24 protein-coding genes are annotated in these 24,702 nt (G+C 72.7%); 21 read left to right on the forward strand and 3 right to left on the reverse strand.

What is annotated here, in order from left to right:
• Positions 1-73: 73 nt before the first annotated feature.
• On the reverse strand, positions 74-415 hold the full coding sequence (locus FK498_RS03380) for a tRNA-binding protein (protein WP_141851571.1): 342 nt from the start codon (positions 413-415) through the stop codon (positions 74-76).
• Positions 416-734: 319 nt separating this feature from the next.
• Here FK498_RS03380 and FK498_RS03385 point away from each other — a divergent pair, with 319 nt between their 5' ends.
• The 13 genes from FK498_RS03385 to FK498_RS03440 all read left to right on the forward strand — a co-directional run bounded on the left by FK498_RS03385 (position 735) and on the right by FK498_RS03440 (position 11,960).
• Positions 735-1,523, forward strand: a complete 789-nt coding sequence (locus FK498_RS03385) for an SDR family NAD(P)-dependent oxidoreductase (protein ID WP_141851528.1) — start codon at positions 735-737, stop codon at positions 1,521-1,523.
• A 23-nt stretch (positions 1,524-1,546) separates the two neighbouring features.
• Positions 1,547-3,145, forward strand: coding sequence for a gamma-glutamyltransferase (gene ggt, locus FK498_RS03390; RefSeq protein ID WP_141851531.1), 1,599 nt, complete (start codon positions 1,547-1,549; stop codon positions 3,143-3,145).
• Positions 3,146-3,652, forward strand: coding sequence for an O-acetyl-ADP-ribose deacetylase (locus FK498_RS03395; RefSeq protein WP_141851533.1), 507 nt, complete (start codon positions 3,146-3,148; stop codon positions 3,650-3,652).
• Positions 3,649-5,148 (forward strand): amidase, encoded by a 1,500-nt coding sequence (locus FK498_RS03400; RefSeq protein WP_141851535.1) that lies wholly within the window; start codon positions 3,649-3,651, stop codon positions 5,146-5,148. Before FK498_RS03395 ends, FK498_RS03400 begins: the two co-directional genes overlap by 4 nt.
• Positions 5,149-5,186: 38 nt before the next feature.
• Positions 5,187-5,495 carry a nitrile hydratase gene (locus FK498_RS20175; RefSeq protein WP_370510868.1) on the forward strand — a complete coding sequence of 103 codons (309 nt, stop codon included), beginning with the start codon at positions 5,187-5,189 and terminating at the stop codon, positions 5,493-5,495.
• Positions 5,492-5,800 carry an SH3-like domain-containing protein gene (locus FK498_RS20180; protein ID WP_370510870.1) on the forward strand — a complete coding sequence of 103 codons (309 nt, stop codon included), beginning with the start codon at positions 5,492-5,494 and terminating at the stop codon, positions 5,798-5,800. The genes FK498_RS20175 and FK498_RS20180 overlap by 4 nt, the downstream gene beginning before the upstream one ends.
• On the forward strand, positions 5,790-6,413 hold the full coding sequence (gene nthA / locus FK498_RS03410) for a nitrile hydratase subunit alpha (RefSeq protein WP_141851539.1): 624 nt from the start codon (positions 5,790-5,792) through the stop codon (positions 6,411-6,413). Before FK498_RS20180 ends, nthA begins: the two co-directional genes overlap by 11 nt.
• 31 nt (positions 6,414-6,444) lie before the next feature.
• Entirely contained in the window at positions 6,445-7,626 is a 1,182-nt protein-coding gene (locus tag FK498_RS03415; RefSeq protein ID WP_237560820.1) for an ABC transporter substrate-binding protein, read from the forward strand.
• Between the two features lie 144 nt (positions 7,627-7,770).
• Positions 7,771-8,691 carry a branched-chain amino acid ABC transporter permease gene (locus FK498_RS03420; protein WP_141851541.1) on the forward strand — a complete coding sequence of 307 codons (921 nt, stop codon included), beginning with the start codon at positions 7,771-7,773 and terminating at the stop codon, positions 8,689-8,691.
• Positions 8,684-9,688 carry a branched-chain amino acid ABC transporter permease gene (locus tag FK498_RS03425; protein WP_141851543.1) on the forward strand — a complete coding sequence of 335 codons (1,005 nt, stop codon included), beginning with the start codon at positions 8,684-8,686 and terminating at the stop codon, positions 9,686-9,688. Before FK498_RS03420 ends, FK498_RS03425 begins: the two co-directional genes overlap by 8 nt.
• On the forward strand, positions 9,681-10,436 hold the full coding sequence (locus tag FK498_RS03430; RefSeq protein ID WP_141851545.1) for an ABC transporter ATP-binding protein: 756 nt from the start codon (positions 9,681-9,683) through the stop codon (positions 10,434-10,436). Before FK498_RS03425 ends, FK498_RS03430 begins: the two co-directional genes overlap by 8 nt.
• Positions 10,429-11,112, forward strand: coding sequence for an ABC transporter ATP-binding protein (locus FK498_RS03435; RefSeq protein ID WP_141851547.1), 684 nt, complete (start codon positions 10,429-10,431; stop codon positions 11,110-11,112). Before FK498_RS03430 ends, FK498_RS03435 begins: the two co-directional genes overlap by 8 nt.
• A 2-nt stretch (positions 11,113-11,114) precedes the next feature.
• On the forward strand, positions 11,115-11,960 hold the full coding sequence (locus tag FK498_RS03440; protein WP_161988297.1) for an alpha/beta hydrolase: 846 nt from the start codon (positions 11,115-11,117) through the stop codon (positions 11,958-11,960).
• Here FK498_RS03440 and FK498_RS03445 read toward each other — a convergent pair.
• Positions 11,957-13,021 (reverse strand): AbrB family transcriptional regulator, encoded by a 1,065-nt coding sequence (locus FK498_RS03445; RefSeq protein WP_161988298.1) that lies wholly within the window; start codon positions 13,019-13,021, stop codon positions 11,957-11,959. The two genes, FK498_RS03440 and FK498_RS03445, sit on opposite strands and share 4 nt — an antisense overlap.
• Positions 13,022-13,023: 2 nt before the next feature.
• Positions 13,024-13,284 carry an Lrp/AsnC ligand binding domain-containing protein gene (locus FK498_RS19170; RefSeq protein ID WP_161988299.1) on the reverse strand — a complete coding sequence of 87 codons (261 nt, stop codon included), beginning with the start codon at positions 13,282-13,284 and terminating at the stop codon, positions 13,024-13,026.
• Positions 13,285-13,390: 106 nt separating this feature from the next.
• Here FK498_RS19170 and FK498_RS03450 point away from each other — a divergent pair, with 106 nt between their 5' ends.
• The 8 genes from FK498_RS03450 to FK498_RS03485 all read left to right on the forward strand — a co-directional run.
• A complete protein-coding gene (locus FK498_RS03450) occupies positions 13,391-14,446 on the forward strand; it encodes an ABC transporter ATP-binding protein (protein WP_141851554.1) in 1,056 nt (351 codons plus the stop codon).
• An 11-nt stretch (positions 14,447-14,457) separates the two neighbouring features.
• Positions 14,458-15,456, forward strand: a complete 999-nt coding sequence (locus FK498_RS03455; RefSeq protein WP_141851555.1) for an ABC transporter ATP-binding protein — start codon at positions 14,458-14,460, stop codon at positions 15,454-15,456.
• Between the two features lies 1 nt (position 15,457).
• A complete protein-coding gene (locus FK498_RS03460; protein WP_141851557.1) occupies positions 15,458-17,827 on the forward strand; it encodes a xanthine dehydrogenase family protein molybdopterin-binding subunit in 2,370 nt (789 codons plus the stop codon).
• Positions 17,828-17,897: 70 nt separating this feature from the next.
• Complete coding sequence (locus FK498_RS03465) at positions 17,898-19,013, forward strand: efflux RND transporter periplasmic adaptor subunit (RefSeq protein ID WP_141851559.1); 1,116 nt, start codon at positions 17,898-17,900, stop codon at positions 19,011-19,013.
• A gap of 31 nt (positions 19,014-19,044) precedes the next feature.
• Positions 19,045-22,158, forward strand: a complete 3,114-nt coding sequence (locus FK498_RS03470; RefSeq protein ID WP_141851561.1) for an efflux RND transporter permease subunit — start codon at positions 19,045-19,047, stop codon at positions 22,156-22,158.
• Positions 22,159-22,229: 71 nt separating this feature from the next.
• A complete protein-coding gene (locus FK498_RS03475) occupies positions 22,230-23,030 on the forward strand; it encodes an enoyl-CoA hydratase-related protein (RefSeq protein ID WP_141851563.1) in 801 nt (266 codons plus the stop codon).
• A gap of 4 nt (positions 23,031-23,034) precedes the next feature.
• Positions 23,035-24,108: an Ldh family oxidoreductase gene (locus tag FK498_RS03480; RefSeq protein ID WP_161988300.1), complete on the forward strand. Its 1,074-nt coding sequence runs from the start codon at positions 23,035-23,037 to the stop codon at positions 24,106-24,108.
• A 149-nt stretch (positions 24,109-24,257) separates the two neighbouring features.
• The coding region (locus tag FK498_RS03485) for a biotin/lipoyl-binding protein (protein WP_141851567.1) at positions 24,258-24,702 on the forward strand (445 nt) is incomplete at its 3' end.

Below are 24,702 nucleotides of genomic sequence, written 5' to 3' on the forward strand. Positions count from 1 at the left end.
GGGCGGCCGCGCGCGAACATGACCCCGTACCAGCCCGCCGAAGGTCAAACCTTCGGCGGGCTGGTATGACCCCTCAGAACAGCCGTCCGCCGTCCGGCACCGGGAAGTCGGGGCGCACCAGCACCACACCGCCGTTCTCGTCGGGGAAGCCCAGCACCAGGAACTGGCTCTCGAACCCGGCGATGCGCTTGGGCGGGAAGTTCACCACGCCGGCGACCTGGCGGCCGATCAGCGCGTCGGGCTTGTAGTGCACCGTGAGCTGCGCCGAGGTCTGGCGCGTGCCGATCTCCGGGCCGAAATCGACCCAGAGCTTGAGCGAGGGCTTGCGCGCCTCCGGGAAGGGCTGCGCGTCGATGACCGTGCCGACGCGGATCTCCACCCGCTCGAAATCCTCCCAGGCGATCGTCTCGGCCATGTGCTCCTCCCGGTTCGCGTCGATCATCCACAGCGCGCGCCGCATGTCACGTCTCGACGCGCGTGGCGTTCGCGTGCGCCGCGGACGGAGCCGGCGCAGGGGAGGATGGCGGTCGCCGGGTCCCGGCGGGGAGCCGTCCCGCATCTCCCGCCGCCGCGTGCGGCCGCCCCGGCCCTCCTGGCGGCGGCCGCGGCGGTACAGCCCCGTTCGCCGGCGGCGGGCACGATCAGCCCCACCCGCTTCAGGGTGGACGGTGGCTGGACCACCCGGCAGCCCCGTGGCATCACGATCCCATCACCGCAGGGGAGCAAGTCCAGCCATGGCCGTTGCCTCGTCCGAGACCCGGGTTCCGACCACGCCCAGCTTCCGGCTGGACGGCAAGCGGGCGCTCGTGACCGGGGCCTCGCGCGGGCTCGGCCGGGCGATCGCGATCGCCTTCGCCGAGGCCGGGGCCGAGGTGGTGCTGGCGGCGCGCGCGAAGGACGAGATGGACGCGACGGTCGCGGCGATCGCCGGCCGCGGGCTGCCGAGGGCGGTCGCGGTCGCGCTGGACGTGACGGATCGCGCCGCGGTGCGCCGCGTCGTCGCCGGGGCGGGACCCTTCGACATCCTGCTCAACAACGCCGGCACGAATATCCGCGAGCCCTTCCTCGAAGCCCAGGACGCCTCCATCGATGCGCTGCTCGACCTGAACGTGCGCGCCGCCGTGACGGTGGCGCAGGCGGTGGCGCAGGGCATGGTCGCGGCCGGCAAGGCAGGTGCGATCATCAACCTCTCCTCCGTGAACGGTCATGTTGCGGGTGTGAACCGATCCGTCTACACCGCCACCAAGCACGCGATCGAGGGGCTGACCAAGGCGATGGCGGTGGAGCTCGGCCCGCACGGCATCCGCGTCAACGCGATCTGTCCCACCTTCATCGAGACGCCGCTGACCGCCGGGCTGCTCGGCGATGAGGCGTTCCTGACCCGGATGGTGCGTGCGATCCCGCTCGGCCGGATCGGCCAGGTGGAGGACGTGATGGGCGCCGCCGTGTTCCTCGCCTCGCCGGCGGCGGCGCTGATCAACGGCGCCAGCCTGCTGATCGACGGCGGGATGACCTGCCTCTGAACGCGGCCGCGAAGGAGAGGACGATGCGCGACTTCCACCTTCCCGGCCGCAGCCCCGCGCGGGGGGTGAACGGCATGGCCGCGACCTCGATGCCGGTAGCGACGCTCGCCGCGCTCGACATCCTGCGCTCGGGCGGCAATGCGCTCGACGCCGCGGTCGCTGCCTGCGCGGTGCTCTGCGTGGTCGAACCGCAATCCACCGGCATCGGCGGCGACTGCTTCTGCCTCTACGCGCCCGCGGGCTCGAACGAGGTGATCGCCATGAACGGCTCGGGCAAGGCGCCGGCCGCGGCGACGATCGACTGGTTCGAGGCGCAGGGCATCACCGCGCTCGATCCCCGCAGCGCCCATGCGGTGACGATCCCCGGCGCGGTGCGGGCCTGGGAGGCGCTGCTCGCGAGGCACGGCCGCAAGGGCCTCGACGCCGTGCTGCAACCGGCGATCCGGCTCGCCGAGGAGGGCCACCCGGTGCATGACCGCGTGGCGTGGGACTGGGCGGCGGCACGCGACAAGCTCGCGGCCGACCCCGACAGCCGCGCGCGGTTCCTGCACGACGGCGCGGCGCCGAAGCCGGGCGAGGTGTTCCGCCAGCCGGAGCTCGCCGCAACCTTGCGCGCGATCGCCAAGGACGGGGCGAAGGCGTTCTACGAGGGTGCGATCGCCGCGGACATGGTGGCGAAGCTGCGCAGCCTCGGCGGGCTGCACACCGAGGAGGACTTCGCCGACGCCACCGCCGAGTTCGTCACCCCGATCCGAGGCACGTTCCGCGGCTACGAGGTGGTGCAGTGCCCGCCCAACGGCTCCGGCCTGATCGCGCTGATGCTCATGGGCGTGCTCGACCGGCTGGAGCCGGCCGCGGAGGCGATGTCGGCCGAGCGCTGGCACGCCGCGATCGAGGCCGGGCGGCTGGTCTACCGCGACCGCGATGCGTTCCTCGCCGATCCGGCGCAGGAGAAGGTCGAGGTCGAGCGGCTGCTGTCGCCCGACTATCTCGCGGCACTCGCGCGCACGATCGACCCCGAGCGGGCGATGCGCGAGCTCCCCCCCGCCGGCATGGCGGAGATCCTGCCCGCCCACGCGGACACCGTGTATCTCTGCGTGGTCGATGGCGAAGGCAACGCGTGCAGCTTCATCAACTCGCTGTTCGAGGGGTTCGGCTCGGGCATCCTGGCGCCGAAGTCCGGCGTGATGCTGCACAACCGCGGCTTCGGCTTCCGGCTCGAGCGCGGCCATCCGAACTGCATCGCGCCCGGCAAGCGGCCGATGCACACGATCATTCCTGGCATGGTGATGCAGGACGGCCGCGCGGTGATGCCCTATGGCGTGATGGGCGGGCACTACCAGCCCTTCGGCCATGCGAGCGTGCTCGCCAACCTGTTCGACCACGGCATGGACGTGCAGGAGGCCCTCGATGCGCCGCGCCTGTTCCCGCGCTCGGGCGCGGTGGAGGTGGAGCGCGGCATCCCGCCGGCGACCGTGGATCGGCTCGCGCGCCTGGGCCACACGCCGAGGCTCGCCGAGAAGCCGCATGGCGGCGGCCAGGCGATCTGGATCGACCACAGGAACGGCTCGCTCGTGGGCGCGTCCGATCCGCGCAAGGATGGCTGCGCGATGGGGTTCTGAATGCCGCTGCGCGCCTGGCAGGGCGACATCACCACGCTCGACCTCGACGCGATCGTCAACGCGGCGAACGAGCACCTGCTGCCGGGCGGCGGAGTGTGCGGCGCGATCCACCGCGCCGCCGGGCCGGAGCTCTGGGAGGCCTGCCGCCCCCTTGCGCCGGTGCGCACAGGGCAGGCCGTGATCACGCCCGGATTCCGGCTCAAGGCGCGGCACGTGATCCATGCGGTCGGCCCGGTGTGGCACGGCGGCGGGGCAGGGGAACCCGGGCTCCTCGCCTCCTGCTACCGCGCGAGCCTCGCGCGGCTGCGCGCGGCGGGGCTCCGCTCGATCGCCTTCCCCGCGATCTCCACCGGCATCTACGGCTATCCACCCGACCAGGCGGTGCGCGTCGCCGTGCGCGCCGTGCGCGAGGACCTCGCCGCGCAGGGCGAGGTCGACGTCACCTTCGCCTGCTTCGACCGCACGACGTACGATCTCTACCGGACCGAACTCGGGGAAACGCCATGACGGATACCGCGCTCTGCGACCTCACCGCGATCGAGCTCCGCCGCCTGATCGGGCGCAAGGCGATCAGCCCGGTCGATCTGCTCGATGCCTGCCTGAAGCGGATCGAGGCGGTGAACCCTGCCATCAACGCGATCGTGGCGATGGACGAGAAGGCCGCGCGCGAAGCCGCACAGGCGGCGGAGAAGGCGGTGATGGCCGGGGCGACGCTCGGCCCGCTGCACGGCCTGCCGCTCGGCGTGAAGGATCTCGACGAGACGAAGGGACTGCGCACCACCTATGGCAGCCGCCAGTTCGAGACCTTCGTCCCCGAGGCCGATTGCGGCATGGTCGCCAATCTGCGCGCCGCCGGCGCGGTGGTGCTCGGCAAGACCAATGTGCCGGAGTTCGGTCTCGGCGCGAACTCGGTGAACCCGGTCTACGGGCCGACCGGCAATCCGTTCCGCCCGACGCACAACGCCGCCGGCTCCTCGGGCGGTTCGGCCGCAGCACTCGCCACCGGCATGGTACCGATCGCTACCGGCTCCGACACGGGCGGCAGCTTGCGCAACCCGGCCGCCTATTGCGGCATCGTCGGCTACCGCCCGACGCCCGGGCTCGTGCCCTCGGAGAAGCGCGGGCTCGGCTGGACGCCGCTCTCGGTGCTCGGGCCGATGGCGCGCACCGTGCCCGATCTCGCGCTGATGCTCTCGGCGATGGCGGCGGACGATCCGCGCGATCCGCTCTCCGGCCCAGTCGACCCGACATCGTTCCATCCTCTCAGGGAGATCGACCCGGGCACACTGCGCGTCGCGGTGACGGAGGATTTCGGCTTCTGCCCGACCTCGCAGGAGGTGCGCGGCCTGTTCCGGGATCGGATCGGCCGCATCCGCCACGTGTTCGGCACCGTGGCCGAGGCGAGCCCCGACATGACCGGCGCCGATGACGCCTTCGCCGTGCTGCGCGCGGAAGGCGTGCTCGCCAGGCATCTGCCGGCCTATCGCAGCAGGCGGCATGTGCTCGGCCCCAATGTCATCGCCAATGTCGAGGAGGGGCTCAGATACACGCTCGAGGATCACGCCCGCGCCCATGCCGCGCAGACCGCGATCGCGCGGCGCTTCCACGCCTTCTTCAAGGACTTCGACCTGATCATCACCCCCGGCATGACGGTCCAGCCCAGGCCCTGGACCGAGCTCGCGCCGATGGAGATCGACGGAGTGAAGCTCCGCTCCTACTACCACTGGCTGGCCCTGCCCTACGCCGTCACCCTCGCCGGCCATCCGGCGATCATCCTGCCCTGCGGGGTGGATGCGAACGGCCTGCCCTTCGGCCTGCAGATCGTCGGGCCGCGCCGGGGAGATGCGTTCCTGCTCGCCGCGGCAGCCGCGATCGAGCGGGCGACGGCGCGGATCGAGCGCTGCGGCCGGCCGATCCCCGATCTCGAGGCGCTCGCCAAGGCGCCGCCGATCCACACCCTTCCCGGGGCGGACATGCTGGCGCATGTCGGGCGGGCGGCCTGACATTGCCCGGACCGCACGCCACCCCCTAGAGTCGTGCCATGAGCGAGACCGATCGAGGCCATCACGACATCGGCGGCGATCCCGCCGGCCCGGTGCCGCGCGCGGAGCACGTGCTCGCGCCGTGGGAGAAGGAGGTGGACGCGATCCGCACCGTGCTCGGCCAGAAGGGGCTGATGTCGGCGGACAAGCTGCGGCTCGGCATCGAGCAGCTGCCGGCCGAGGACTACCGCCGCCTGAGCTACTACGAGCGCTGGCTCGCCAGCATCGCCTGGACCATGGAGAAGGACGGGGTGATCCCGCCCGGTTCCTTCGCCGCGCGCGTCGCGGCCCTCGAGGCGAAGCGGTGAGCGCGCGCTACGCGCCCGGCGCGACGGTGCGCGTCGCGCGCGACCGCCCCGCGATCAGCCTCGGCCGGCAGCACATCCGCACGCCGCACTACGTGCGCGGGCTCGCCGGCACGGTCGCCGAGGTGATGGGGCCGTTCCGCAACCCCGAGGGGCTCGCGGTCGGCGAGGACGGGCTGCCGGAGCAGGTGCTCTATCGCGTGCGCTTCCCGCTCCGTTCGGTCTGGGACCAGTACGACGGCGATCCCTCGGACACCGTCGATGTCGAGCTGTACGAGCACTGGCTGGAGCCGGCCCATGCCGCATGACGGGCCGCACCATCACGGGCACGACCACGCGCCCGACGATCCGTCCTTCGGGTCGCGGGCCGCCCTGGGCGCGCGGGCGCTGCGCGAGCTGCTGGAGGAGGCGGGCGTGCTCGCGCCGGGCGAGGTCGCGCGCCAGGTCGAACGGATGGACACGATCACGCCTGCGCTCGGCGCCAAGGTGGTGGCGCGCGCCTGGACCGATCCGGACTTCAAGGCGCGGCTGCTCGCCGACGGCAGCGCCGCGGTGCGCGAGTTCGGCGTGGAGATGGGGACGACCCCGCTCTACGTCGTCGAGAACACCGAGTCCGTGCACAACATGATCGTCTGCACGCTGTGCAGCTGCTACCCGAAGCCGCTGCTCGGCATCCCGCCCGACTGGTACAAGAGCTTCGAGTACCGCTCGCGCGCCGTGCGCGAGCCGCGCGCGGTGCTCGCCGAGTTCGGCGTGCGCCTGCCGGACGGCGTGGCGGTGCGCGTGCACGACAGCACGGCCGATCTGCGCTATCTCGTGCTGCCGCGCCGTCCGGAGGGGACCGAGGGATGGGACGAGGCGCGGCTGGCCGGACTGGTCACGCGCGACTGCATGATCGGCACGGCCGTTCCGTCGGCCTGAGACGCCGATCGACGAGAGGGGGAGGTTCACCATGTCATGCACCCGACGGGATCTGCTCGGCGCTTCGGCCGCCGTGCCATTGGCGCTTGCGACACCGGCGCTCGCGCAGTCCGGACCGATCCGGATCGGCATGATCACCACGTTGTCAGGCCCTGGGGCAGCGCTCGGCAACGACATCCGCGACGGGTTCAACCTGGTGGTCAAGAACGCCGGCGGGCGGCTGGGCGGGCTGCCGGTCGAGGTGGTGATCGCGGACGACGCGCTGCGTCCCGAGAACGGCCGCGCGATCGCGGAACGCATGGTGCGGCGCGAGCGCATCCAGGTGCTGACGGGAATCGTGTTCTCGAACGTGATGCTGGCGGTCGCGCCGGTGGTTCTGCCGGCCGCCACCTACATCAGCGCCAATGCCGGGCCGAGCCAGCTCGCCGGCGAGGCATGCCACGCGAACTACTTCAACGTCGCCTGGCAGAACGACAACCTGCACGAGGCGGTGGGCCAGTACGTCACGCAGCAGGGCAAGCGGCGCGCCTATCTCGTGGCGCCGAACTACCCCGCCGGACGGGATGCGCTGACCGGATTCAAGCGCTTCTTCAGGGGCGAGGTGGTCGCCGAGCAGTACACGCGGCTCGATCAGCTCGACTACGCGGCCGAACTCGCGGCGATCCGCACTGCGGGTCCCGAGGCCGTCTACATCTTCCTGCCCGGGGGCCTGGGCATCAACTTCATCAAGCAATACGCAGCCGCAGGCTTGCGCGAGCGGGTGCCGCTCTACGGGCCGGGCTTCAGCTTCGACCAGGACGTGTTCCCGGCGGTGGGCGAGGATGCGCTCGGCTGCTTCAACTCCTCGCAATGGGCGCTCGACCTGCCGGTGCCGGCGAACCGCCAGTTCGTCGATACCTTCGAGCGCGAGTACGGCCGGCTGCCGAGCCTCTACGCCAGCCAGGGCTACGACGCGGCGCTGCTGATCGGCTCGGCGATCGCGGCCACGCGCGGGCGCGTGGGCGACCGGGCGGCGTTCGCGGCGGCGCTGAAGAGGGCCGATTTCCAGTCGGTGCGCGGCAGGTTCCGGTTCGGCAACAACAACCACCCGATCCAGACCATCTACATGCGGGAGGTGGTGAAGGACGAGAAGGGCCGGATCGTGAACAGGACGATCGGCACGGCGTTCGAGGACCACCAGGACGCGTATGCGGCGCAGTGCAAGCTGACGTGAGAGCCCGGGGGACCGCGCCGGTCCCCCGGCCTCCCTGCGGAGGGGCCATCTCCCGTTGGCCGGGAGCCGCGGGTCGCGGCCAAGGGGAGCGGCGCTCCGTGCAGGGGGGAGCGGGGGGACTAGCGTAGTCCTACCGGTTTCTTCATGGATTCCCTTCTCCTCCTCGAACAGGCGCTCAACGGCCTCACCCTCGGGGTGATGCTGTTCCTGATGGCGGCCGGCCTCACGCTGATCTTCGGCGTGATGGGTGTGATCAACCTGGCGCACGGCTCGCTCTACATGATCGGCGCCTTCGCGGGCGCGACCGTCACGGCACGCACGGGCTCCTTCGCGCTCGGCATGCTGGCCGGCATGGCCGCGAGCGCGCTCGTTGCACTCGCGCTCGAATTGACCCTGATCCGCCGCCTCTACGCGCGCGACCATCTCGATCAGGTGCTCGCCACCTACGCGCTGATCCTGATCGCCAACGAATCGGTGAAGATCGTCTGGGGGCCGCAGCCGATCTTCCTCGGCACGCCCGAGGCATTCGGCGGCAGCGTCGAGATCATCCCCGGCGTTCCGTACCCCGCCTACCGGCTCGCGATCATCGGCACCGGCCTCGCGGCGGCGGCGTTCCTCTGGTGGCTGATCGCGCGCACGCGGCTCGGCATGCTGATCCGCGCAGGCACCACGCATCGCGCGATCGTCCAGGCGCTCGGCGTGAACATCCAGGCGCTGTTCGCGCTGGTGTTCGCGATCGGCGGCGCGCTCGCGGGGCTCGCCGGCATGATGGCGGGGCCGCTGCTGGCGGTTCAGGTGGGCATGGGCGAGCAGATCCTGATCCTGACCTTCGTCGTCGTGGTGGTCGGCGGGCTCGGCTCGGTGCGCGGGGCGATGGCGGGCGCCGTGCTGGTGGGGCTGGTCGATACGCTCTCGCGCGCCGTGCTGCCGGTGGCGGTGCGCGAGGTGCTGCCGCCCTCGGCGGCCGACCAGGTGGCGGCGAATCTCGGGGCGGTCGCGGTCTATCTGCTGATGGCCGTGGTGCTGGCGATCCGGCCCCAGGGACTGGTGCCGCGCCATGCGTGAGCCGGCGCCGCCGCATGTGCGCCGCGGCTGGATCGCGGCGCAGGCGGGACTTGCCGTCCTGGTGGCCGCCCCGTTCGTCCTGACCGCCCTCGACCGCGCCTGGCTCCTGCCGACGCTGACGCGCATGCTCGCCTACGGGCTCGGCGCGGCGGCGCTCGATGTCGTGCTGGGCTATGGCGGGCTCGTGAGCTTCGGCCATGGCGCGTTCCTCGGCACTGGCGCGTATGTCGCCGGGGCGCTGATCCATCATGCCGGCGCGGCCACGCCGCTCCTACGCTGGCCGGTGGAGATCGACGGCAGTCTCGACGCCCTGATCGCCTTCCCGGCGGCCGCGCTAGCCGCCGGCGCGCTCGCCTTCCTGATCGGCGCGGTGAGCCTGCGCACGCGCGGCGTGCACTTCATCATGATCACGCTCGCCTTCGCGCAGATGGTCTATTTCCTCGTCCTCGCGATCCCGGAATACGGCGGCACGGACGGGCTGATGCTGCCCGCGCGGCATCGCCTGTTCGATCTCCCGCTGGACGGCGACCAGCCGCTCTACTGGGTCGCCCTCGTGCTGCTGGTGGGTTTCCTCACGATCGCGCAGCGCAGCATGGAGGCGCGGTTCGGGCTCGCGCTCCGCGGCGCGCGGCAGAACGAGCGGCGCATGCGTGCGCTGGGCTATCCCGTGTTCCGCATCCGCCTCGTCGCCTTCACCATCTCGGGTGCTGTGGCGGGGCTCGCCGGCGCGGTGCTCGCCAACCAGGCCGGCTTCGTCTCGCCCGATCTCCTGTCGTGGCAGCGTTCGGGCGAGCTGATCATCATGGTGATCCTGGGCGGGCAGGGGACGCTGTTCGGCCCGGTGCTCGGCGCCTTCGCGCTCCTTCTGCTCGAGGAGGAGCTCTCCGCCGTCACCGAGCACTGGATGCTGGTGCTCGGGCCGCTGCTGCTCGCCTGCGTGCTGTTCTTCCGGCGCGGCCTCTGGGGCCAGGTCGTGCGGGCGCCCGCGCATGGCTGAGCCGCTGCTGCAGGTCGAGCGGCTGAGCAAGCGTTTCGGCGCGCTCGCTGCGGTCGCCGACGTCTCGCTCGATCTCGTCTCCGGAGAGTGCCACGCGGTGATCGGGCCGAACGGCGCCGGCAAGACGACGCTGCTCGCGCTGATCGCGGGCGAGATCCTGCCCGATGCGGGCCGCGTCGCCTTCGCCGGCGAGGATGTGACGCGGCTCAAGGTGTCGCGCCGCGCCCTGCGGGGCCTCGGCCGCACCTTCCAGCTCACCCAGCTCTGCGCCGAGTTCTCGGCGCGGCGCAACGTGATGCTGGCGGTGGAGGCGCGCGTCGGCACGCCGTTCCACTTCCTCCGCCGCGCCGACAGCCTCGCGACCCTGGCCGCGCGCGCCGACGCCGCGCTGGTGATGGCGGGGTTGGCCGAGCGCGCGCATGTCCCGGCGGGCCTGCTGAGCCACGGCGAGCAGCGCCAGCTCGAGCTCGCGGTGGCGATGGCGGCGCGCCCGCGCGCGCTGCTGCTCGACGAACCCGCCGCCGGGCTCGGCCCGGCCGAGACCGCCGAGATGGCCGCACGGCTCGCGGCGCTGAAGGGCAGGGTGGCGATGCTGCTGGTGGAGCACGACATGGACACCGTGTTCCGCCTCGCCGACCGCATCACCGTGATGGCCGAGGGGCGCGTGATCGCTTCCGGCGCGCCCGACACGATCCGCGCGGATGCCGCCGTGCGCGAGGCCTATCTCGGCGAGATCGCCGATGCTTGAGCTCGCCGGCGTGACCGCCGCCTACGGTCCGGGCCAGGTGCTGTTCGGGATCGATCTCCGTCTCGGCGCGGGCGAGGTGGTGGCGCTGGCCGGCCGCAACGGCATGGGCAAGACGACGACGATCCGCGCGATCCTCGGCCTGGTCGCGCGCGGCGGGCGGATCGTCTTCGACGGGCGCGACGTCTCGACCGACCCGCCGCACCGCATCGCGCGCCGCGGCATCGGGCTGGTGCCCGAGGGAAGGCAGGTGTTCCCCACGCTCTCCGTGCGCGAGAACCTTGTCGCCACCGCGCGCGGCAGGGGCTGGGACGAGCGGCGCGTCTTCGCCCTCTTTCCGCGCCTCGAGGAACGCGCGGCGCAGCCCGCGCGCACGCTTTCGGGCGGCGAGCAGCAGATGCTGGCGATCGGGCGCGCCCTGATGACCAACCCGCGCCTGCTGATCCTCGACGAGGCGACCGAGGGTCTCGCGCCGCTGGTGCGCGCCGAGATCTGGGCGGTGCTCGCGCGGCTGAAGGCGGAGGGGCTCTCCATCCTGGTGGTGGACAAGGATGTGCGCGCGCTCGCGCGGCTGGCGGATCGTTTCGTCGTGCTGCAGAAGGGCAGTGTGGCCTGGCAGGGTACGGGTGCCGCACTGCTCTCGGACGAGGCGCTGCTCCACGGCATGCTGGGAGTATGACGATGGGCGATCCCGGATACGGCTGGCTCGAGAAGCAGTACGCGACCGTCACGGCGGTGCCCGACTTCCCGGCGATCGACGCGCGCTGGGCCGATGCCATGGCGGCAGCGCTCGCCGCGCATCCGCCGCGCGTCCTGCCCTATGGCGAGGGCGAGCGGCGCGCGATCGACGTCTATCTGCCGCCGGGCGTCAGCGATCCGCCCGTGCTGGTGTTCATCCACGGCGGCTACTGGCAGCTCCGGCACCGGCGCGATGTCGCCTGGATCGCGACACCGTGGCTTGCGCGCGGTGTCGCGGTGGCGATGCCCGGCTATCCGCTCTGCCCCGAGGTCAGCCTCGCCGCGCTGATCGAGGACGTGCGGACCGCGATCGCCGCGCTCTGGCGGGAGGCGCCTTCGCTCGGGCTCTCGCGGCGCTGGCTGGTGGGAGGGCACTCCGCTGGCGGGCATCTCGCCGCGACGCTGGCGGCGACCGACTGGGCGACCCGCGGGCTTGCGGATCTCCGCTTCGTCGGCGTGCTGCCCTCGTCGGGGGTGTTCGAGCTGCCGCCGCTGCTCGCGACCTCGCTGAACGTCGCGTTGCGGCTCGACCTCGCCGAGGCGACGCGGCTCTCGGCGCTCTATCTCGTCCCGCCCAGGGGGCTGCGCGTGATCGCGGCGGTGGGCGGGGCGGAGAGTGCCGAGTTCCTGCGCCAGACCCACGGCTTCGCGCGCCGCTGGGCGCAGCAGGGCGCGGCGGTGGCGGCCCTCGAGCTGCCCGGCCGCAACCACTTCACCGCGCAGGACGCCTGGGCCGAGCCGGACGGGGCGCTGTTCGCCGCCGCCTGGGGGCTCCTGCACGCACGCTAGGTGGGAAGGCCGAGCTTCCGTTCCACCCACGCATAGAGGCGGTAGAGCTGCTCGACGAACAGGTTGCAGAGGAAGATCCGCACCAGGTGGAAGCCGAGCACCAGCGGCACGCCGAGATTGAGCACCTTCGCCGTGATCGCCATCTCCGGCAGTCCGCCCGGCGCGGTGCCGAGGATCGCCGCCGCCACGGGAAGGCCGAAGGTGAACGCCACGGCGACCGCCACCAGCAGGCAGAGCAGCGCGAGCAGCCCGGTCGCCGCGATCGAGGCGAGCGCCAGATGACGCGAGCGCAGGATGATGTCGCGGTTCATGCGCGTGCCCAGCGACCAGCCCATCAGCACCTGTGCGGCGTCGATCAGCACGCCGGGCACGCCTGAGAGCGGCCGCTCCAGCAGCGCGAGCACGAGCGACACGCAGACGGGGCCGAACATCCACGCATTGGCGATGCCGAAACGCCGCAGCACGAAGGCGCCGGCGGTGGTGAGCGCGAACAGCAGCGGCAGCATCGGCCATGCCACCGGCACGGGCACCAGGCTGAACACGTCCACCCCCGGCTCGACGAAGGCGACCAGCAGCGGCGGGAAGGTCAGCACCACGAGGACCATGCGCAGCGTCTGGATCAGCGTCACCGTCGGCACCGAGAGCCCGGCGCGTGCGGCCAGCATCACCATCAGGATGATCCCGCCCGGGACGGAGGCGTAATAGGCGGTCTTGGTGTCGATCCGCGCGATTCGTGCGGTCATGCGGCTCGCCGCCGCGCCGGCGAGGATCGAGCCCACGCCGGCGAGGATCAGCGCCGGCAGGCTGCTTGCGAGTGCCCGCAGCACGGGCGGCGTGTAGGTCTGGCCGAGCCCCGTGCCGAGCACCAGCATCGCCACGGGCCTGGCGAGCGTGGCCGCCGCGACCTCGCGCCCGGCGAAGGCGACCGCCGCCACCGCCACCATCGCGCCGATCATCCAGGCCAGCGGCACGTGCAGCAGATGCGCGACATACCCCCCGGCGATCGCGACCGCGAGCGTGCGTGCCTGGATCGCGACCAGGCGTGCCGACGGAACAGGCACGCTCAGCGTGCCGCGCCGGCCCCCGAGAAGGCGTTGAAGGTGATCAGGGTGAAGGTGTCCTTCACCCCCGGCAGGCGCTGCACGGTCTCGGTGACGAACAGCCCGGGGTCCTGGTCGGGGGCGAGGTAGAACTTCCCGAGCAGGTCGTACTGGCCGGAGATCGAGTAGATCTCGCTCACCTCCTCGATCCGGTCCACGGCCTCGCGCGCGGTCTCGTAGGCGCGGCCCATCTCGCATTTGATGAGGACGAACAGCGGTCGCATCGGGCACTCCTTCGCCGGGCGGATGCTAGGTGGAGGCGGGGCACCAGACAACCCGATCCTTGGCACGTCGCTTGCCTCGCTGCGCGGGACCGGAGAGACTTGTTCCATGGCCACCGACACCGCCTCCGCCGACGCGCGCGATCGCGGCGGCCCAGCCCAGCCTCTGCTGATCGTGCGCGGGCTCAGGCGCTACTTCCCGCTCAAGGGCGGGCTGTTCGGTCGCGCCGTCGGCACGGTGCAGGCGGTGGACGGGATCGGCTTCGCGGTGATGAAGGGCGAGACCCTCGGCATCGTCGGCGAGTCGGGCTGCGGCAAGTCCACCACGGCGCGCTTGCTGATGCGGCTGATGGAGCCGGATGCCGGCGAGGTGATCTTCGATGGCGAGCCGGTGGGGCCGGGCGGGATGTCGCTGCGCGAGATGCGCCGGCAGATCCAGATGGTGTTCCAGGACAGCTACGCCTCGCTGAACCCGCGCCTGCCGATCGAGGACACGATCGCCTTCGCTCCCACCGTGCACGGCGTGCCGAAGGCGAAGGCGCGGGCCCGGGCGCGCGAGCTGCTCGCCGCGGTGGGGCTGGCGCCGGACCAGTTCGCCCGGCGCTATCCGCACGAGCTCTCGGGCGGGCAGCGTCAGCGGGTGAACATCGCCCGCGCGCTCGCGCTCGAGCCGCGCGTGATCGTGCTCGACGAGCCCGTGAGCGCGCTCGACAAGTCGGTCGAGGCGCAGGTGCTGAACCTGCTGGTCGACCTCAAGCGCGAGTTCGGCCTCACCTACGTCTTCATCAGCCACGACCTGAACGTGGTGCAGTTCATCTCCGACCGCGTGCTGGTGATGTATCTCGGCCAGGTGGTGGAGATCGGGCCGGTCGAGAGCATCTACGGCGCGCCGCGCCACCCCTACACCCGGGCGCTGCTCGCCTCGCGCCCGTCGATGGACCCCGCGCGGCGCATGACCGAGCCGCCGCTCACCGGCGATCCGCCGAACCCGATCAACCCGCCCTCCGGCTGCCGCTTCCGCACGCGCTGCGCATGGGCCGAGCCGGTGTGCGCCGCGGTGACGCCGACGCTTGCGGCGAACGCGGCGGGCGAGACGCATCTCGCCGCCTGCCACATGACCGTGCCGGGCTCGGGCCACAGCCGCGCCGCGGCGTGCGCCGCGTGACGGAGGTCGCGATGCAGGCGACGGCGCTCGACCGCCCGGCCGTGACCGACACGCTGGTCGCGGTGCGCGACCTCTCCGTGCGCTTCGTCTCGAAGGAGGCGACGGTGCATGCGGTGAACGGCGTCTCCTTCGACCTCGCCGCCGGCGAGGTGCTGGTGATCCTGGGCGAGTCCGGCTCAGGCAAGTCGGTAACGCTGCGCGCGCTGATGCGGCTGCTGCCGCCGCGCAAGGCGGTGATCGAGGGCGCGATCCGCATCGCCGGCCACGACGTGCTCGCGCTTCCCCCGCGCGCGCTCGAGGATTTCCGCGGCGGCGTGGCGTCGATGATCTTCCAGGAGCCGATGACCGCGCTCGATCCGGTGTTCACCATCGGCACCCAGATCGCCGAGACCATCATCCGCCACGAGGGCACATCCCGCGCCGAGGCCGACCGGCGCGCGCTCGAACTGCTCGAACTGGTGCAGATCCCGTCGGCGAAGCGGCGGCTCGGCAACTACCCGCACGAGCTCTCGGGGGGGCTGCGCCAGCGGGCGATGATCGCGATCGCGCTCGCCTGCCGGCCGCGGCTGCTGCTCGCCGACGAGCCCACCACCGCGCTTGATGCCACCGTGCAGATCCAGATCCTGCTGCTCCTGCGCAGGCTGCAGCGCGAGCTCGGCATGGGCGTGATCCTCGTCACCCACGATCTCGGCGTGGCCGGCGAGATCGCCGACCGGGTGGCGGTGATGTATGCCGGCCGCTTCGTCGAGTCCGGCATGGTCGAGGAGGTGATGAAGCGTCCTCTGCATCCCTATACCCAGGGGCTGATGGGCAGCACCGTGCACGCCGGTCTGCGCGGGGTGCGGCTCGCCGCGATCCCGGGCGCGCCGCCCGATCTCGCGCGGCTGCCCCCCGGCTGCGCCTTCGCCCCGCGCTGTCCCCACGCCGAGGATGCCTGCCGCGCCGCCGTGCCTGCCGAGAAGCGGCCGGTACCGGAGCACATGGCGCGCTGCATCCGCATCGCCGCCTGACATGCACGAGGGGGTTCCGCGTCGTTTCGGCATCGGCCAGCCGGTGCGCCGCACCGAGGACCCGCGCCTCCTGCGCGGCCGGGGCCGGTACGTGGACGACCTCGCCCCGCCCGATGCGCTGCATGCGGTGTTCGTCCGCTCGCCGCACGCCCATGCCCGGATCGTCGCGATCGACGCGGCGGCGGCGCGTGCCGTGCCCGGTGTCGTCGCCGTCGTCACCGGCGCTGACCTGCGCGCCGCCGGGCGCGGCGCCCTGCCGTGCGACCTGCCTCTCACCGGCGACGATGGCCGTCCCGCGCGCTATCCGCCGCGCCTCGCCCTGCCGCACGATCGTGCGCGTTTCGTCGGCGAGGCGGTGGCGATGGTGGTGGCCGAGACGCTCGCGGCGGCGCGCGACGGCGCCGAGGCCGTGACGGTGGAATGGGGGCCGCTCGATCCCGTGATCGGCATCGGGCAGGCACGGACGGCGCCCGCGATCCACGACGAGGTGCCGGGCAACCGCGCCTATCGCTGGCAGGCCGGCGACGCCGCCGCCGTCGAGCGCGCCTTCGCGACGGCGGCGCATGCCGTCTCGGTGCCGGTGCGGATCAACCGCGTCGCGGTCGCCCCGCTCGAGACGCGCGGCGCGGTGGCCTCCTGGGATGCCGCGCTCGGCCGCTGGACCCTGCTCGCCGCCACCCAGGGCACCACCGAGGCGCACGGCGAACTGACGCGCGGCGCGCTCGGTGTCGCACCGCAGGCGCTCAGGATCGTCACTCCCGATGTCGGCGGCGGGTTCGGCATGAAGAACCATGCCTATCCCGAGCATGTCGCGCTCCTGCACGCGGCGCAGGCGCTCGGCCGTCCGGTGCGCTGGCAGGCCGAGCGCACGGAGGCCTTCGTCAGCGACAGCGCCGGGCGCGACCACGAGATCACGGTCGCGCTCGCGCTCGATGCCGAGGCGCGCATCACCGCCGTGCGCTGGACCTGGGCCGCCGATCTCGGCGCCTACTGCGTCGGCTTCGGCCCCGGTGTGGGCACGATCGGCGGCCCGCGCATCGCCGTCGGGCCCTACGCGATCCCGGCCTTCCACGTGCTGAGCGAGGGGTTCCTGACCACCACCGCGCCGGTCGATGCCTATCGCGGCGCCGGCAAGCCGGAGGCGGCCTGTGCGCTGGAGGTGGCGATGGACGCGGCGGCCGCGGCGATCGGCCTGGACCCGGCCGAACTGCGCCGGCGCAACCTCGTGCCCGCCTCGGCCATGCCCTGGCGCACGGCGACGGGGCAGACCTACGACAGCGGCGATTTCGCGGCCGTGATGGAGCGTGCGCTCGCGCTCGCCGACCGCGCGGGCTTCGCCGCCCGTCGCCGCGCGGCGGAGGCGCGCGGGCTCCTGCGCGGCCTCGGCTTCGGCGTCTATGTCGAGCCCTCCGGCTTCCGCGACAACCGCGTGCAGGTGGCGTTCGACCGTCAGGGCGGCGTGACCGTGACGCTGAGCGCGGTCTCGAACGGCCAGCCGCACGAGACGGTATTCGCGCAGATCCTGCACGACCGGCTCGGCGTGCCCTTCGAGCGCATCCGCGTGGTTCAGGGCGATTCGGACGTCACCGGCTATGCCTCGGGCACGGCCGGGTCGCGCACGCTGACGGTCACGGGGGTGGGGCTCTATCGCTGCGCCGAGGCGATCGAGGCGAAGGGACGCCGGATCGCGGCCAACCTGCTCGAGGCGGCGGCCGAGGACATCGTCGCCGAGCGCGGCGTCTTCCGCATCGCCGGCACCGACCGCGCGGTCGGCATCGCCGAGGTCGCGGCCGCCGCGTGGAACCCCGCCATGGTGCCCGAGGACGAGAGCCTCGGGCTGGAGGCCTCCGCCCACCCGGTCCAGCGCGTGCCGAACTACCCGAACGGCTGCCACGTCGCCGAGGTGGAGATCGATCCGGCGACCGGGGTGGTCCGGCTCGAGCGCTACACGGCGGTGAACGATTTCGGCGTCGTGGTGAACCCGCTGACCCTGCGCGGCCAGGTGACGGGCGGGATCGCCCAGGGTGTCGGCCAGGCGCTGCTCGAGGACATGCGCTACGACCCCGAGACCGGCCAGACCGCGACCGCCTCCTTCATGGACTACGCCGTCCCGCGCGCCGACGACCTGCCCGCGATCGACTGGGAGACGGTGGAGATTCCCTGCCGGACCAATCCCCTGGGCGTGAAGGGGTGCGGCGAGGCGGGCTGCGCCGGCAGCCTGCCGGCAGCGATGAACGCGGTCGCGGACGCGCTCCGTTCCGCCGGCGTGCCGGAGGCGGCGCTGCCACTGCCGATGCCCGCCACGCCCGAACGCGTGTGGCGGGCGCTCCGGTGCGGCAACACTTCGTCACACCCCGCCGCGGCTTCGTGACCGGAAAGGAGATTGTTCCCAACCGGCCGCGGTGCCATCTTCCCCGCGGATCCAGGGGAGTCTGGCGTCGATGCGAAGCGCATCGCAGATCGCGGTCGTCGCGGTGGTGGCCGGCCTGGGCGCCGGCTGGTACCTCTACGGCGCCCGTCTGGGGCTGCCCGACCCGCTGGTGCTGGTCGGGCTTCGGCCGGTCGCGGAGGCGAACGCGAACCGCCCGGCGGGGGGCGCGCGCGTGCAGGTGGTCACCGCGCCGGTGCGCCAAGCCGCCGTGGTCGAGCGGATCGAGAGCATCGGCACCGCGCGCGCGCGCGAGGCCGTGACCGTCACCAGCCGCGTCTCGGGCATCGTCGCCGCCATCCGCTTCGAGGAGGGCCAGAAGGTCGCTGCCGGCGACATCCTGGTGGAGCTCGACCGCAGCCAGCAGGTCGCCGCGCTCGATCGGGCGCGCGCGGCCGCCGACGATGCGCGCACCAAGCTCGACCGGGCCCGCAGGCTGCGCGCCACCCAGGCGGTGGCGGAGGCGCAGATCGACCAGCTCGAGGCGGCGCTGCGCCAGGCCGAGGCCCAGGTGCGCGAGGCCGCGGCAAGGGTCGAGGAGATGAAGATCATCGCCCCCTTCTCGGGCCGCGTCGGGCTGCGCCAGGTGAGCCTCGGCGCGCTGATCCAGCCGGGCACGGCGGTGACCACGCTCGACGACCTCGCGCGGCTGCGCGTCGAGTTCGCGGTGCCCGAGGTGCATGTCGCCCGCCTCGCGGTCGGCCAGCGCGTGGTCGCGACCTCGAGCGCGTACGACGACCGGCGCTTCGAGGGCGAGGTGACCGTGGTCGATACGCGCATCGATCCCGCGACGCGGACGGTGCGCGCGGTCGCCGAGTTCCCCAATCCGGACGAGACCCTGAAGCCCGGCCTGTTCCTCAACATCGCCCTCACCCTTGCCGAGCGCCCGGTGGCGCTGCTGGTGCCGGAGGAGGCGATCGACCCGGTGGGTGACCGCACCTTCGTCTTCGCCGTGCGCGACGGCCGCGCGGTGCGCCAGGAGGTGCGGCTCGGCATGCGCACGCAGGGAGAGGTCGAGGTGCTGAGCGGCATCGCCGCCGACGACCAGGTGGTGGTCCGCGGTCTGCAGCGGCTGCGCAACGGTATGCCGGTGCACGTCACCGAGGTGTTGCGCCGGCCGATGAGCTGATCCTTCGCGCGGGCAGGCACGGGACGGGGCGATGGTCCTCTCCGACGTTTCGATCAAGCGGCCGGTCTTCGCCACCGTCATGAGCCTGCTCGTGGTGGTGCTGGGGCTCGCCGCCTTCACCAAGCTGCCGGTGCGCGAGCTGCCGCAGATCGATCCGCCGATCGTCTCGATCACCACCCAGTACCGCGGCGCCGCCGCCCCCGTGGTCGAGACCCAGGTGACCGAGATCATCGAGGGCGCGATCGCGGGCATCGAGGGGATCAACATCATTTCCTCGGAGTCGCGCGACGAGCGCAGCCGGGTGGTGATCGAGTTCCGCCTGACGCGCGACATCGACGCCGCAGCGAACGATGTGCGCGACCGTGTCGCGCGCGCGCTGACCAGGCTGCCCGACACGGCCGATGCGCCGGTGGTCGCCAAGCAGGACGCCGATGCGCGCGCCATCCTGTGGGTCACGCTGGTCTCCGACCGCCACACCGGCATGGAGCTGACCGACATCGCGCGCACGCTGATGGTCGATCGGCTCTCCACCGTGGACGGGGTGGCGAACGTCGTCATCAGCGGCGAACGGCGCTTCGCCATGCGCATCTGGCTCGACCGCCGCACGCTTGCCGCGCGCGGGCTGACGGTCGAGGACGTCGAGAACGCGATCCGGCGCGAGAATGTCGAGCTGCCCGGGGGACGGCTCGAGAGCAGCGCGCGCGAGTTCAGCGTGCGCACGGACACGCGGCTTGCCACGCCGCAGCAGTTCCGCTCGATCGTCGTCGCGCAGCGGGGAGGCACGCAGGTGCTGCTCGGCGACGTCGCACGGGTCGAGATCGCGCCGGAGGACGACCGCGGCGAACTCCGCGTGATGCGCCAGACCGGCGTCGGACTGGGCATCCAGCGCCAGTCCACCGCGAACACGCTCTCGGTCGCGAACGGGGTGAAGGCGGAGGTCGAACGGCTCAGGCCCGCCCTGCCCGAGGGCATCAGGATCGTCTACGGCTACGACGAGAGCCTGTTCATCGCCCAGTCGATCTACGAGGTGTTCCACGCGCTGATGATCGCGCTCTCGCTGGTGATCGGCGTGATCTTCCTGTTCCTCCGGTCCTGGCGCGCCACGATCATCCCGGCGGTCGCGATCCCGGTCTCGATCATCGGCTCGTTCATCGCGCTCGCGGCGCTCGGCTTCTCGCTCAACGTGCTGACGCTGCTCGGCATGGTGCTGGCGATCGGCATCGTCGTCGACGACGCGATCGTCGTGCTCGAGAACATCCACCGCCGCATCGAGGAGGGCGAACAGCCGCTGGTCGCCGCCTTCCGTGGCGCGCGGCAGATCGCCTTCGCGGTGGTCGCGACCACGCTGGTGCTGGTCTCGGTGTTCCTGCCGATCTCCTACCTGGAGGGCCAGACGGGGCGGCTGTTCAGCGAGTTCGGCTTCGCGCTCGCCGCCTCGGTTCTGGTCTCGGGCTTCGTCGCGCTCAGCCTGACGCCGATGATGTGCTCGAAGCTCCTGCGCCCGCACGCGGCCGACGGGCGGCTCGTGCGCTGGACCGAGCCCGCCTTCGTCGGGCTGAACCGCGGCTTCCGCTGGGCGCTCGAGCGCAGCCTGCGGGCGCCGATCCTGGTGCTGGCCGGGTCGGTCGGCGTGTCGCTGGTGGCGGTGGCGCTGTTCGTGGCACTGCCCAAGGAGTTCGCCCCGGTCGAGGATCGCGGCGTCGTCGTCGTGCCGATCACGGCGCCCGAGGGCGCCTCCTTCGCCTACACCCGCGAGCACGTGGCGAAGGTCGAGGACATCCTCCTTCCCTATGTCGAGCGTGGGGACGGCGTGATCGTGTTCGCCTCGATCGGCGGCTTCGGCCGGCCGGCGATCTCGAACACCGCCAACGTGTTCCTGCGCCTCGCGCCGTGGCAGAGCCGCACCGTCAAGCAGCAGGACCTGACCGCCGAGATCTTCCCCAAGGTCGCGGCCATCCCGGGCGTTCGCGCCTTCGCCGTCAATCCCGGCTCGCTCGGAAGCCGCGGCTTCCAGGCGCCGATCCAGTTCGTCCTGCAGGGCCCCGACTACGATACGCTGGTGCAGTGGCGCGATGCGGTGATGGAGCGGCTGCGCGAGAGCCCCCTGCTGGTGAACATCGACAGCAACTTCAAGGAGACCAAGCCCGAGATGCGCGTCGGCATCGATCGCCGGCGCGCGGCCGATCTCGGCATCTCGATCGAGACCATCGGGCGCACGATCGAGACCATGCTGGGGGCGCGCGAGGTGGGCACCTATGTCGAGCGCGGCAACGAATACAAGGTGATCCTGCAGGCGGAGCCGGCCGACCGGGCGACGCCGCACGACCTGCAGAACATCTTCGTGCGCACCCGGTCGGGCGAGCTCGTGCCGCTTGCGAACCTGATCACGCTCGCCGAACGCGCCCGCCCGCAGTCGCTCAACCGCGAGGACCGTCTGCGCTCGATCACGGTGACCGCGAGCCTCGCGCCGGGCGCCAGCCTTGGCGAGGCGCTCGAGGCGGTGGAGGCGGCGGCGATCGACGTGCTGCCGCCCGAGGCGCGCTTCACCTGGCGCGGCCAGAGCCGCGAGTTCAAGGAGAGCTCCTCGGCGCTCTACGTCACCTTCGGCCTCGCCCTGCTGATCGTCTTCCTGGTGCTCGCCGCGCAGTTCGAGAGCTTCGTCCATCCCTTCATCATCCTGCTCTCGACGCCGCTCGCGGTGACGGGCGGTCTCGCCGCCCTCTACGTGCTCGGCCTCTCGCTCAACATCTTCAGCCAGATCGGGCTGATCCTGCTGATCGGGCTGATGGCGAAGAACGGCATCCTGGTCGTCGAGTTCGCCAACCAGCTCCGCGACCAGGGCCGCGCCGTGCGCGAGGCGGTGCTCGAGGCCTCGGTGGCGCGGCTCCGGCCGATCCTGATGACGACGATCGCCACCATCCTGGGCGCTTGGCCGCTCGCCGCCGCGACCGGCGCGGGAGCGGAGAGCCGGCAGGCGCTCGGGGTGGTGGTGATCGGCGGCATGGGGCTCTCGACGCTGATCACGCTGTTCGCGATCCCGGCCCTCTACCTGCTGCTCGCCCCGCTGACCCGCCCCTCGGGCGAGATCGCGCGCCGGCTCGCCGCGATCGAACGGGGTGCGGCTTCGCCCCAGCCCGCCGAATAGTCGGGCTGCATCGGCGCGGGTTCCGCGGACCGTCCCGCCGGCGCAGGATGGTGGCGGAGAGGGGAGGACGCATGGACGCGACGGCACCGGTGCTGACGGAGATCGGGGGGAACGGCGTGGCGTGGGTCACGCTGAACCGGCCGAAGGTCAACAACGCCTACGACGAGGAGATGCTCGCCGCGCTGCAGGAGGGGCTCGCGCGGCTCGCCGCCGACGCCGCCGTGCGCGTCGTCGTGATCGCGGGGCAGGGGAGGCACTTCCAGGCGGGGGCGGATCTCGCCTGGCTCGCGCGCGCGGCCGAGTATCCGCCGGAGCGTGCCTATCGCGCCTCGATGGCGACCACGCGCACGATGCGGATGCTGAACGAGCTGCCCAAGATCACCGTCGCCAAGGTGCGCGGCGGCTGCTTCGGCGGCGGCGCGGGCGTGGTCTGCTGCTGCGACATCGCGATCGCCGAGGAGGGAGCGATCTTCGGCCTGACCGAGGTGCGCGTGGGTGTGGCGCCGACGCCGATCAGCACGCACATGGTGCATGCGCTCGGCCTCAGGCAGGCGCGCCGCTATGCGCTCACCGGCGAGCGCTTCGGCGCGGCCGAGGCGCTGCGCATCGGCCTCGTGCACGAGGTGGTGCCGGCCGACCGGCTCGATGCGCGCGTGGACGAGATCGTGGCGGAGGCGCTGATGGCGGCTCCCGGCGCGGTCGCGCGCGCGAAGGCGTCCATGCTCGGCGCTACCGGCTGGGCGCTCGACGAGGCGACGATGTCCTGGCTCGCGCATGACAGCGCGATGCAGCGCGCCTCGGCCGAGGGGAAGGAGGGGCTTGCCGCCTTCCGCGAGAAACGCCGCCCCGCCTGGGCGCCCGCGCAGGGCTGAGCCGATGACCGAGATCCTCGCGGAGGCGCAGCTGTACGACGTGGCGCGGCTGCGCGCGGCGGCCGAGGCGGTGTTTCGCGCCGTCGGCTGCCCGGCCGACGAGGCCGCTGCCGTCGCCGAGCATCTGGCCGAGGCCAATCTCTGCGGCCACGACAGCCATGGCGTGATCCGCGTGCTGCCCTACGTGAAGGCGCTGCGGCGCGGCTACTTCCACGCCGGACGCACGCCCGAGGTGGTGCGCGAGGCGCCGGCGCTCGCGGTGCTGGACGGGGCGATGGGGCTCGGCCAGCCGCTCGCCAACGCCGCGACCGACCGCGCCTGTGCGATGGCTGCGGCCGCCGGCTCGGCGACCGTGCTGCTGCGCCGCGCGGGCCATGTCGGCCGGCTCGGCGCCTATGCCGAGCGCGCCGCCGCGCGCGGCATGGCGACCGTGATCTTCTGCAACGCGCCCCGCCCGGGCGGCGGCGTGATCGCGCCCTGGGGCGGCATCGGTCGCCGCCTCGGCGCGAGCCCGATCGCGATGGGCATGCCGCGTCCGCCCGCGCCCCCGGTGGTGCTCGACTTCTCCACCTCCTACTACGCGGTCGGCAAGCTGCGGGTGGCGCGCAACAGGGGCGAACTGCTGCCCGACCCGGCGGTGATCGCTGCCGACGGAACGCCGACGCGGGACCCGAACGCCTATTTCGGCCCGCCCGAGGGGGCGATGATCCCGTTCGGCGGCCACAAGGGCTATGCGCTCAATGTGTTCACCGACCTGCTCGCCGGCATGCTCTCGGGCGGCGGCGCCGACTACCCCCCGCCGGGCTCGGACGAGCAGGGCGGCAACAACCTGATGATCGTCGCCGTGGCGGTCGAGCAGGCGGCCGAGCCGGCCTGGCTTGCGCGCGCGATCGCCGATTATGCCGCCTGGGTGACCTCCGCCCCGCCGGTCGATCCGGCCCGGCCGGTGATGCTGCCGGGCGAGCCGGAGGCCGCGACCCGCCGCCGCCGCGCCGTCGAGGGCGTGCCGCTCGACCCGCGCACCGTGGCGCAGGTGAACGAGGCGGCGGCGCTGGTCGGGCTGGCAGCACCCCTGTAGCCGCCACAGGCCGCCCCGTCGCCACGCCGGGGTTGCGGTGGCGAGACCGCACGCCTAAACTGAACCGTATAGTTCAGCGGGGGCGGGTCGGGGTCATCCCGGCCCGCCTTTCGTGACCCGACCCGCCTTGCGTGACCGGAGACATCACCATGCGTCGCTTCATCGTCGCCGTGCTGGCGGCCGCGATCCTCGCGGGCGGCGGGTTCGGGCTGTGGCAGTTCCGCCAGCAGCTCCACCAGGCGGCGAACGCCTCGCGCGCCGGCGGCGGCCCGCCGGCCGGGCTCGCCGTCCCCGTCCTCGCCGAGCCCGTCTCGGTCGAGCGCATCGCCGAGGAGGTGACGGCGATCGGCACGCTGCGCGCCAACGAGAGCGTGGCCTTGCGCCCGGAGGTGGCCGGCCGGGTGGCCGAGATCGCCTTCGCGGAGGGCAGCGTCGTCACCGCGGGCACGGTGCTGGTGCGGCTCGACGATCAGATCCCGCGGGCCGAGCTCGCCCAGGCCGAGGCCGAGCTCGCGCTCGCCCAGGCGACCGCGCGCCGCGCCCAGGAGCTCTACGCCCGCGGCGCCGGCTCGGCGGCCGCGCGCGACCAGGCGG

It is taken from the genome of Elioraea sp. Yellowstone (genome assembly GCF_006704265.1).
In the GTDB taxonomy this organism is placed as follows: domain Bacteria; phylum Pseudomonadota; class Alphaproteobacteria; order Acetobacterales; family Acetobacteraceae; genus Elioraea.

Excerpts from the sequence above, each read along its gene's own strand:
- FK498_RS03425 (WP_141851543.1), top strand. The coding sequence starts at position 8,684 with ATGCGTGAGCCGGCGCCGCCGCATGTGCGCCGCGGCTGGATCGCGGCG.
- FK498_RS03440 (WP_161988297.1), top strand. The coding sequence starts at position 11,115 with ATGGGCGATCCCGGATACGGCTGGCTCGAGAAGCAGTACGCGACCGTC.
- FK498_RS03480 (WP_161988300.1), top strand. The coding sequence starts at position 23,035 with ATGACCGAGATCCTCGCGGAGGCGCAGCTGTACGACGTGGCGCGGCTG.
- FK498_RS03460 (WP_141851557.1), top strand. The coding sequence starts at position 15,458 with ATGCACGAGGGGGTTCCGCGTCGTTTCGGCATCGGCCAGCCGGTGCGC.
- FK498_RS03420 (WP_141851541.1), top strand. The coding sequence starts at position 7,771 with ATGGATTCCCTTCTCCTCCTCGAACAGGCGCTCAACGGCCTCACCCTC.
- FK498_RS20175 (WP_370510868.1), top strand. The coding sequence starts at position 5,187 with ATGAGCGAGACCGATCGAGGCCATCACGACATCGGCGGCGATCCCGCC.
- ggt (WP_141851531.1), top strand. The coding sequence starts at position 1,547 with ATGCGCGACTTCCACCTTCCCGGCCGCAGCCCCGCGCGGGGGGTGAAC.
- FK498_RS19170 (WP_161988299.1), bottom strand. The coding sequence starts at position 13,284 with ATGCGACCGCTGTTCGTCCTCATCAAATGCGAGATGGGCCGCGCCTAC.
- FK498_RS03385 (WP_141851528.1), top strand. The coding sequence starts at position 735 with ATGGCCGTTGCCTCGTCCGAGACCCGGGTTCCGACCACGCCCAGCTTC.
- nthA (WP_141851539.1), top strand. The coding sequence starts at position 5,790 with ATGCCGCATGACGGGCCGCACCATCACGGGCACGACCACGCGCCCGAC.
- FK498_RS03455 (WP_141851555.1), top strand. The coding sequence starts at position 14,458 with ATGCAGGCGACGGCGCTCGACCGCCCGGCCGTGACCGACACGCTGGTC.
- FK498_RS03380 (WP_141851571.1), bottom strand. The coding sequence starts at position 415 with ATGGCCGAGACGATCGCCTGGGAGGATTTCGAGCGGGTGGAGATCCGC.
- FK498_RS03400 (WP_141851535.1), top strand. The coding sequence starts at position 3,649 with ATGACGGATACCGCGCTCTGCGACCTCACCGCGATCGAGCTCCGCCGC.
- FK498_RS03415 (WP_237560820.1), top strand. The coding sequence starts at position 6,445 with ATGTCATGCACCCGACGGGATCTGCTCGGCGCTTCGGCCGCCGTGCCA.
- FK498_RS03465 (WP_141851559.1), top strand. The coding sequence starts at position 17,898 with ATGCGAAGCGCATCGCAGATCGCGGTCGTCGCGGTGGTGGCCGGCCTG.
- FK498_RS03470 (WP_141851561.1), top strand. The coding sequence starts at position 19,045 with ATGGTCCTCTCCGACGTTTCGATCAAGCGGCCGGTCTTCGCCACCGTC.
- FK498_RS03430 (WP_141851545.1), top strand. The coding sequence starts at position 9,681 with ATGGCTGAGCCGCTGCTGCAGGTCGAGCGGCTGAGCAAGCGTTTCGGC.
- FK498_RS03450 (WP_141851554.1), top strand. The coding sequence starts at position 13,391 with ATGGCCACCGACACCGCCTCCGCCGACGCGCGCGATCGCGGCGGCCCA.
- FK498_RS03435 (WP_141851547.1), top strand. The coding sequence starts at position 10,429 with ATGCTTGAGCTCGCCGGCGTGACCGCCGCCTACGGTCCGGGCCAGGTG.
- FK498_RS03395 (WP_141851533.1), top strand. The coding sequence starts at position 3,146 with ATGCCGCTGCGCGCCTGGCAGGGCGACATCACCACGCTCGACCTCGAC.
- FK498_RS03475 (WP_141851563.1), top strand. The coding sequence starts at position 22,230 with ATGGACGCGACGGCACCGGTGCTGACGGAGATCGGGGGGAACGGCGTG.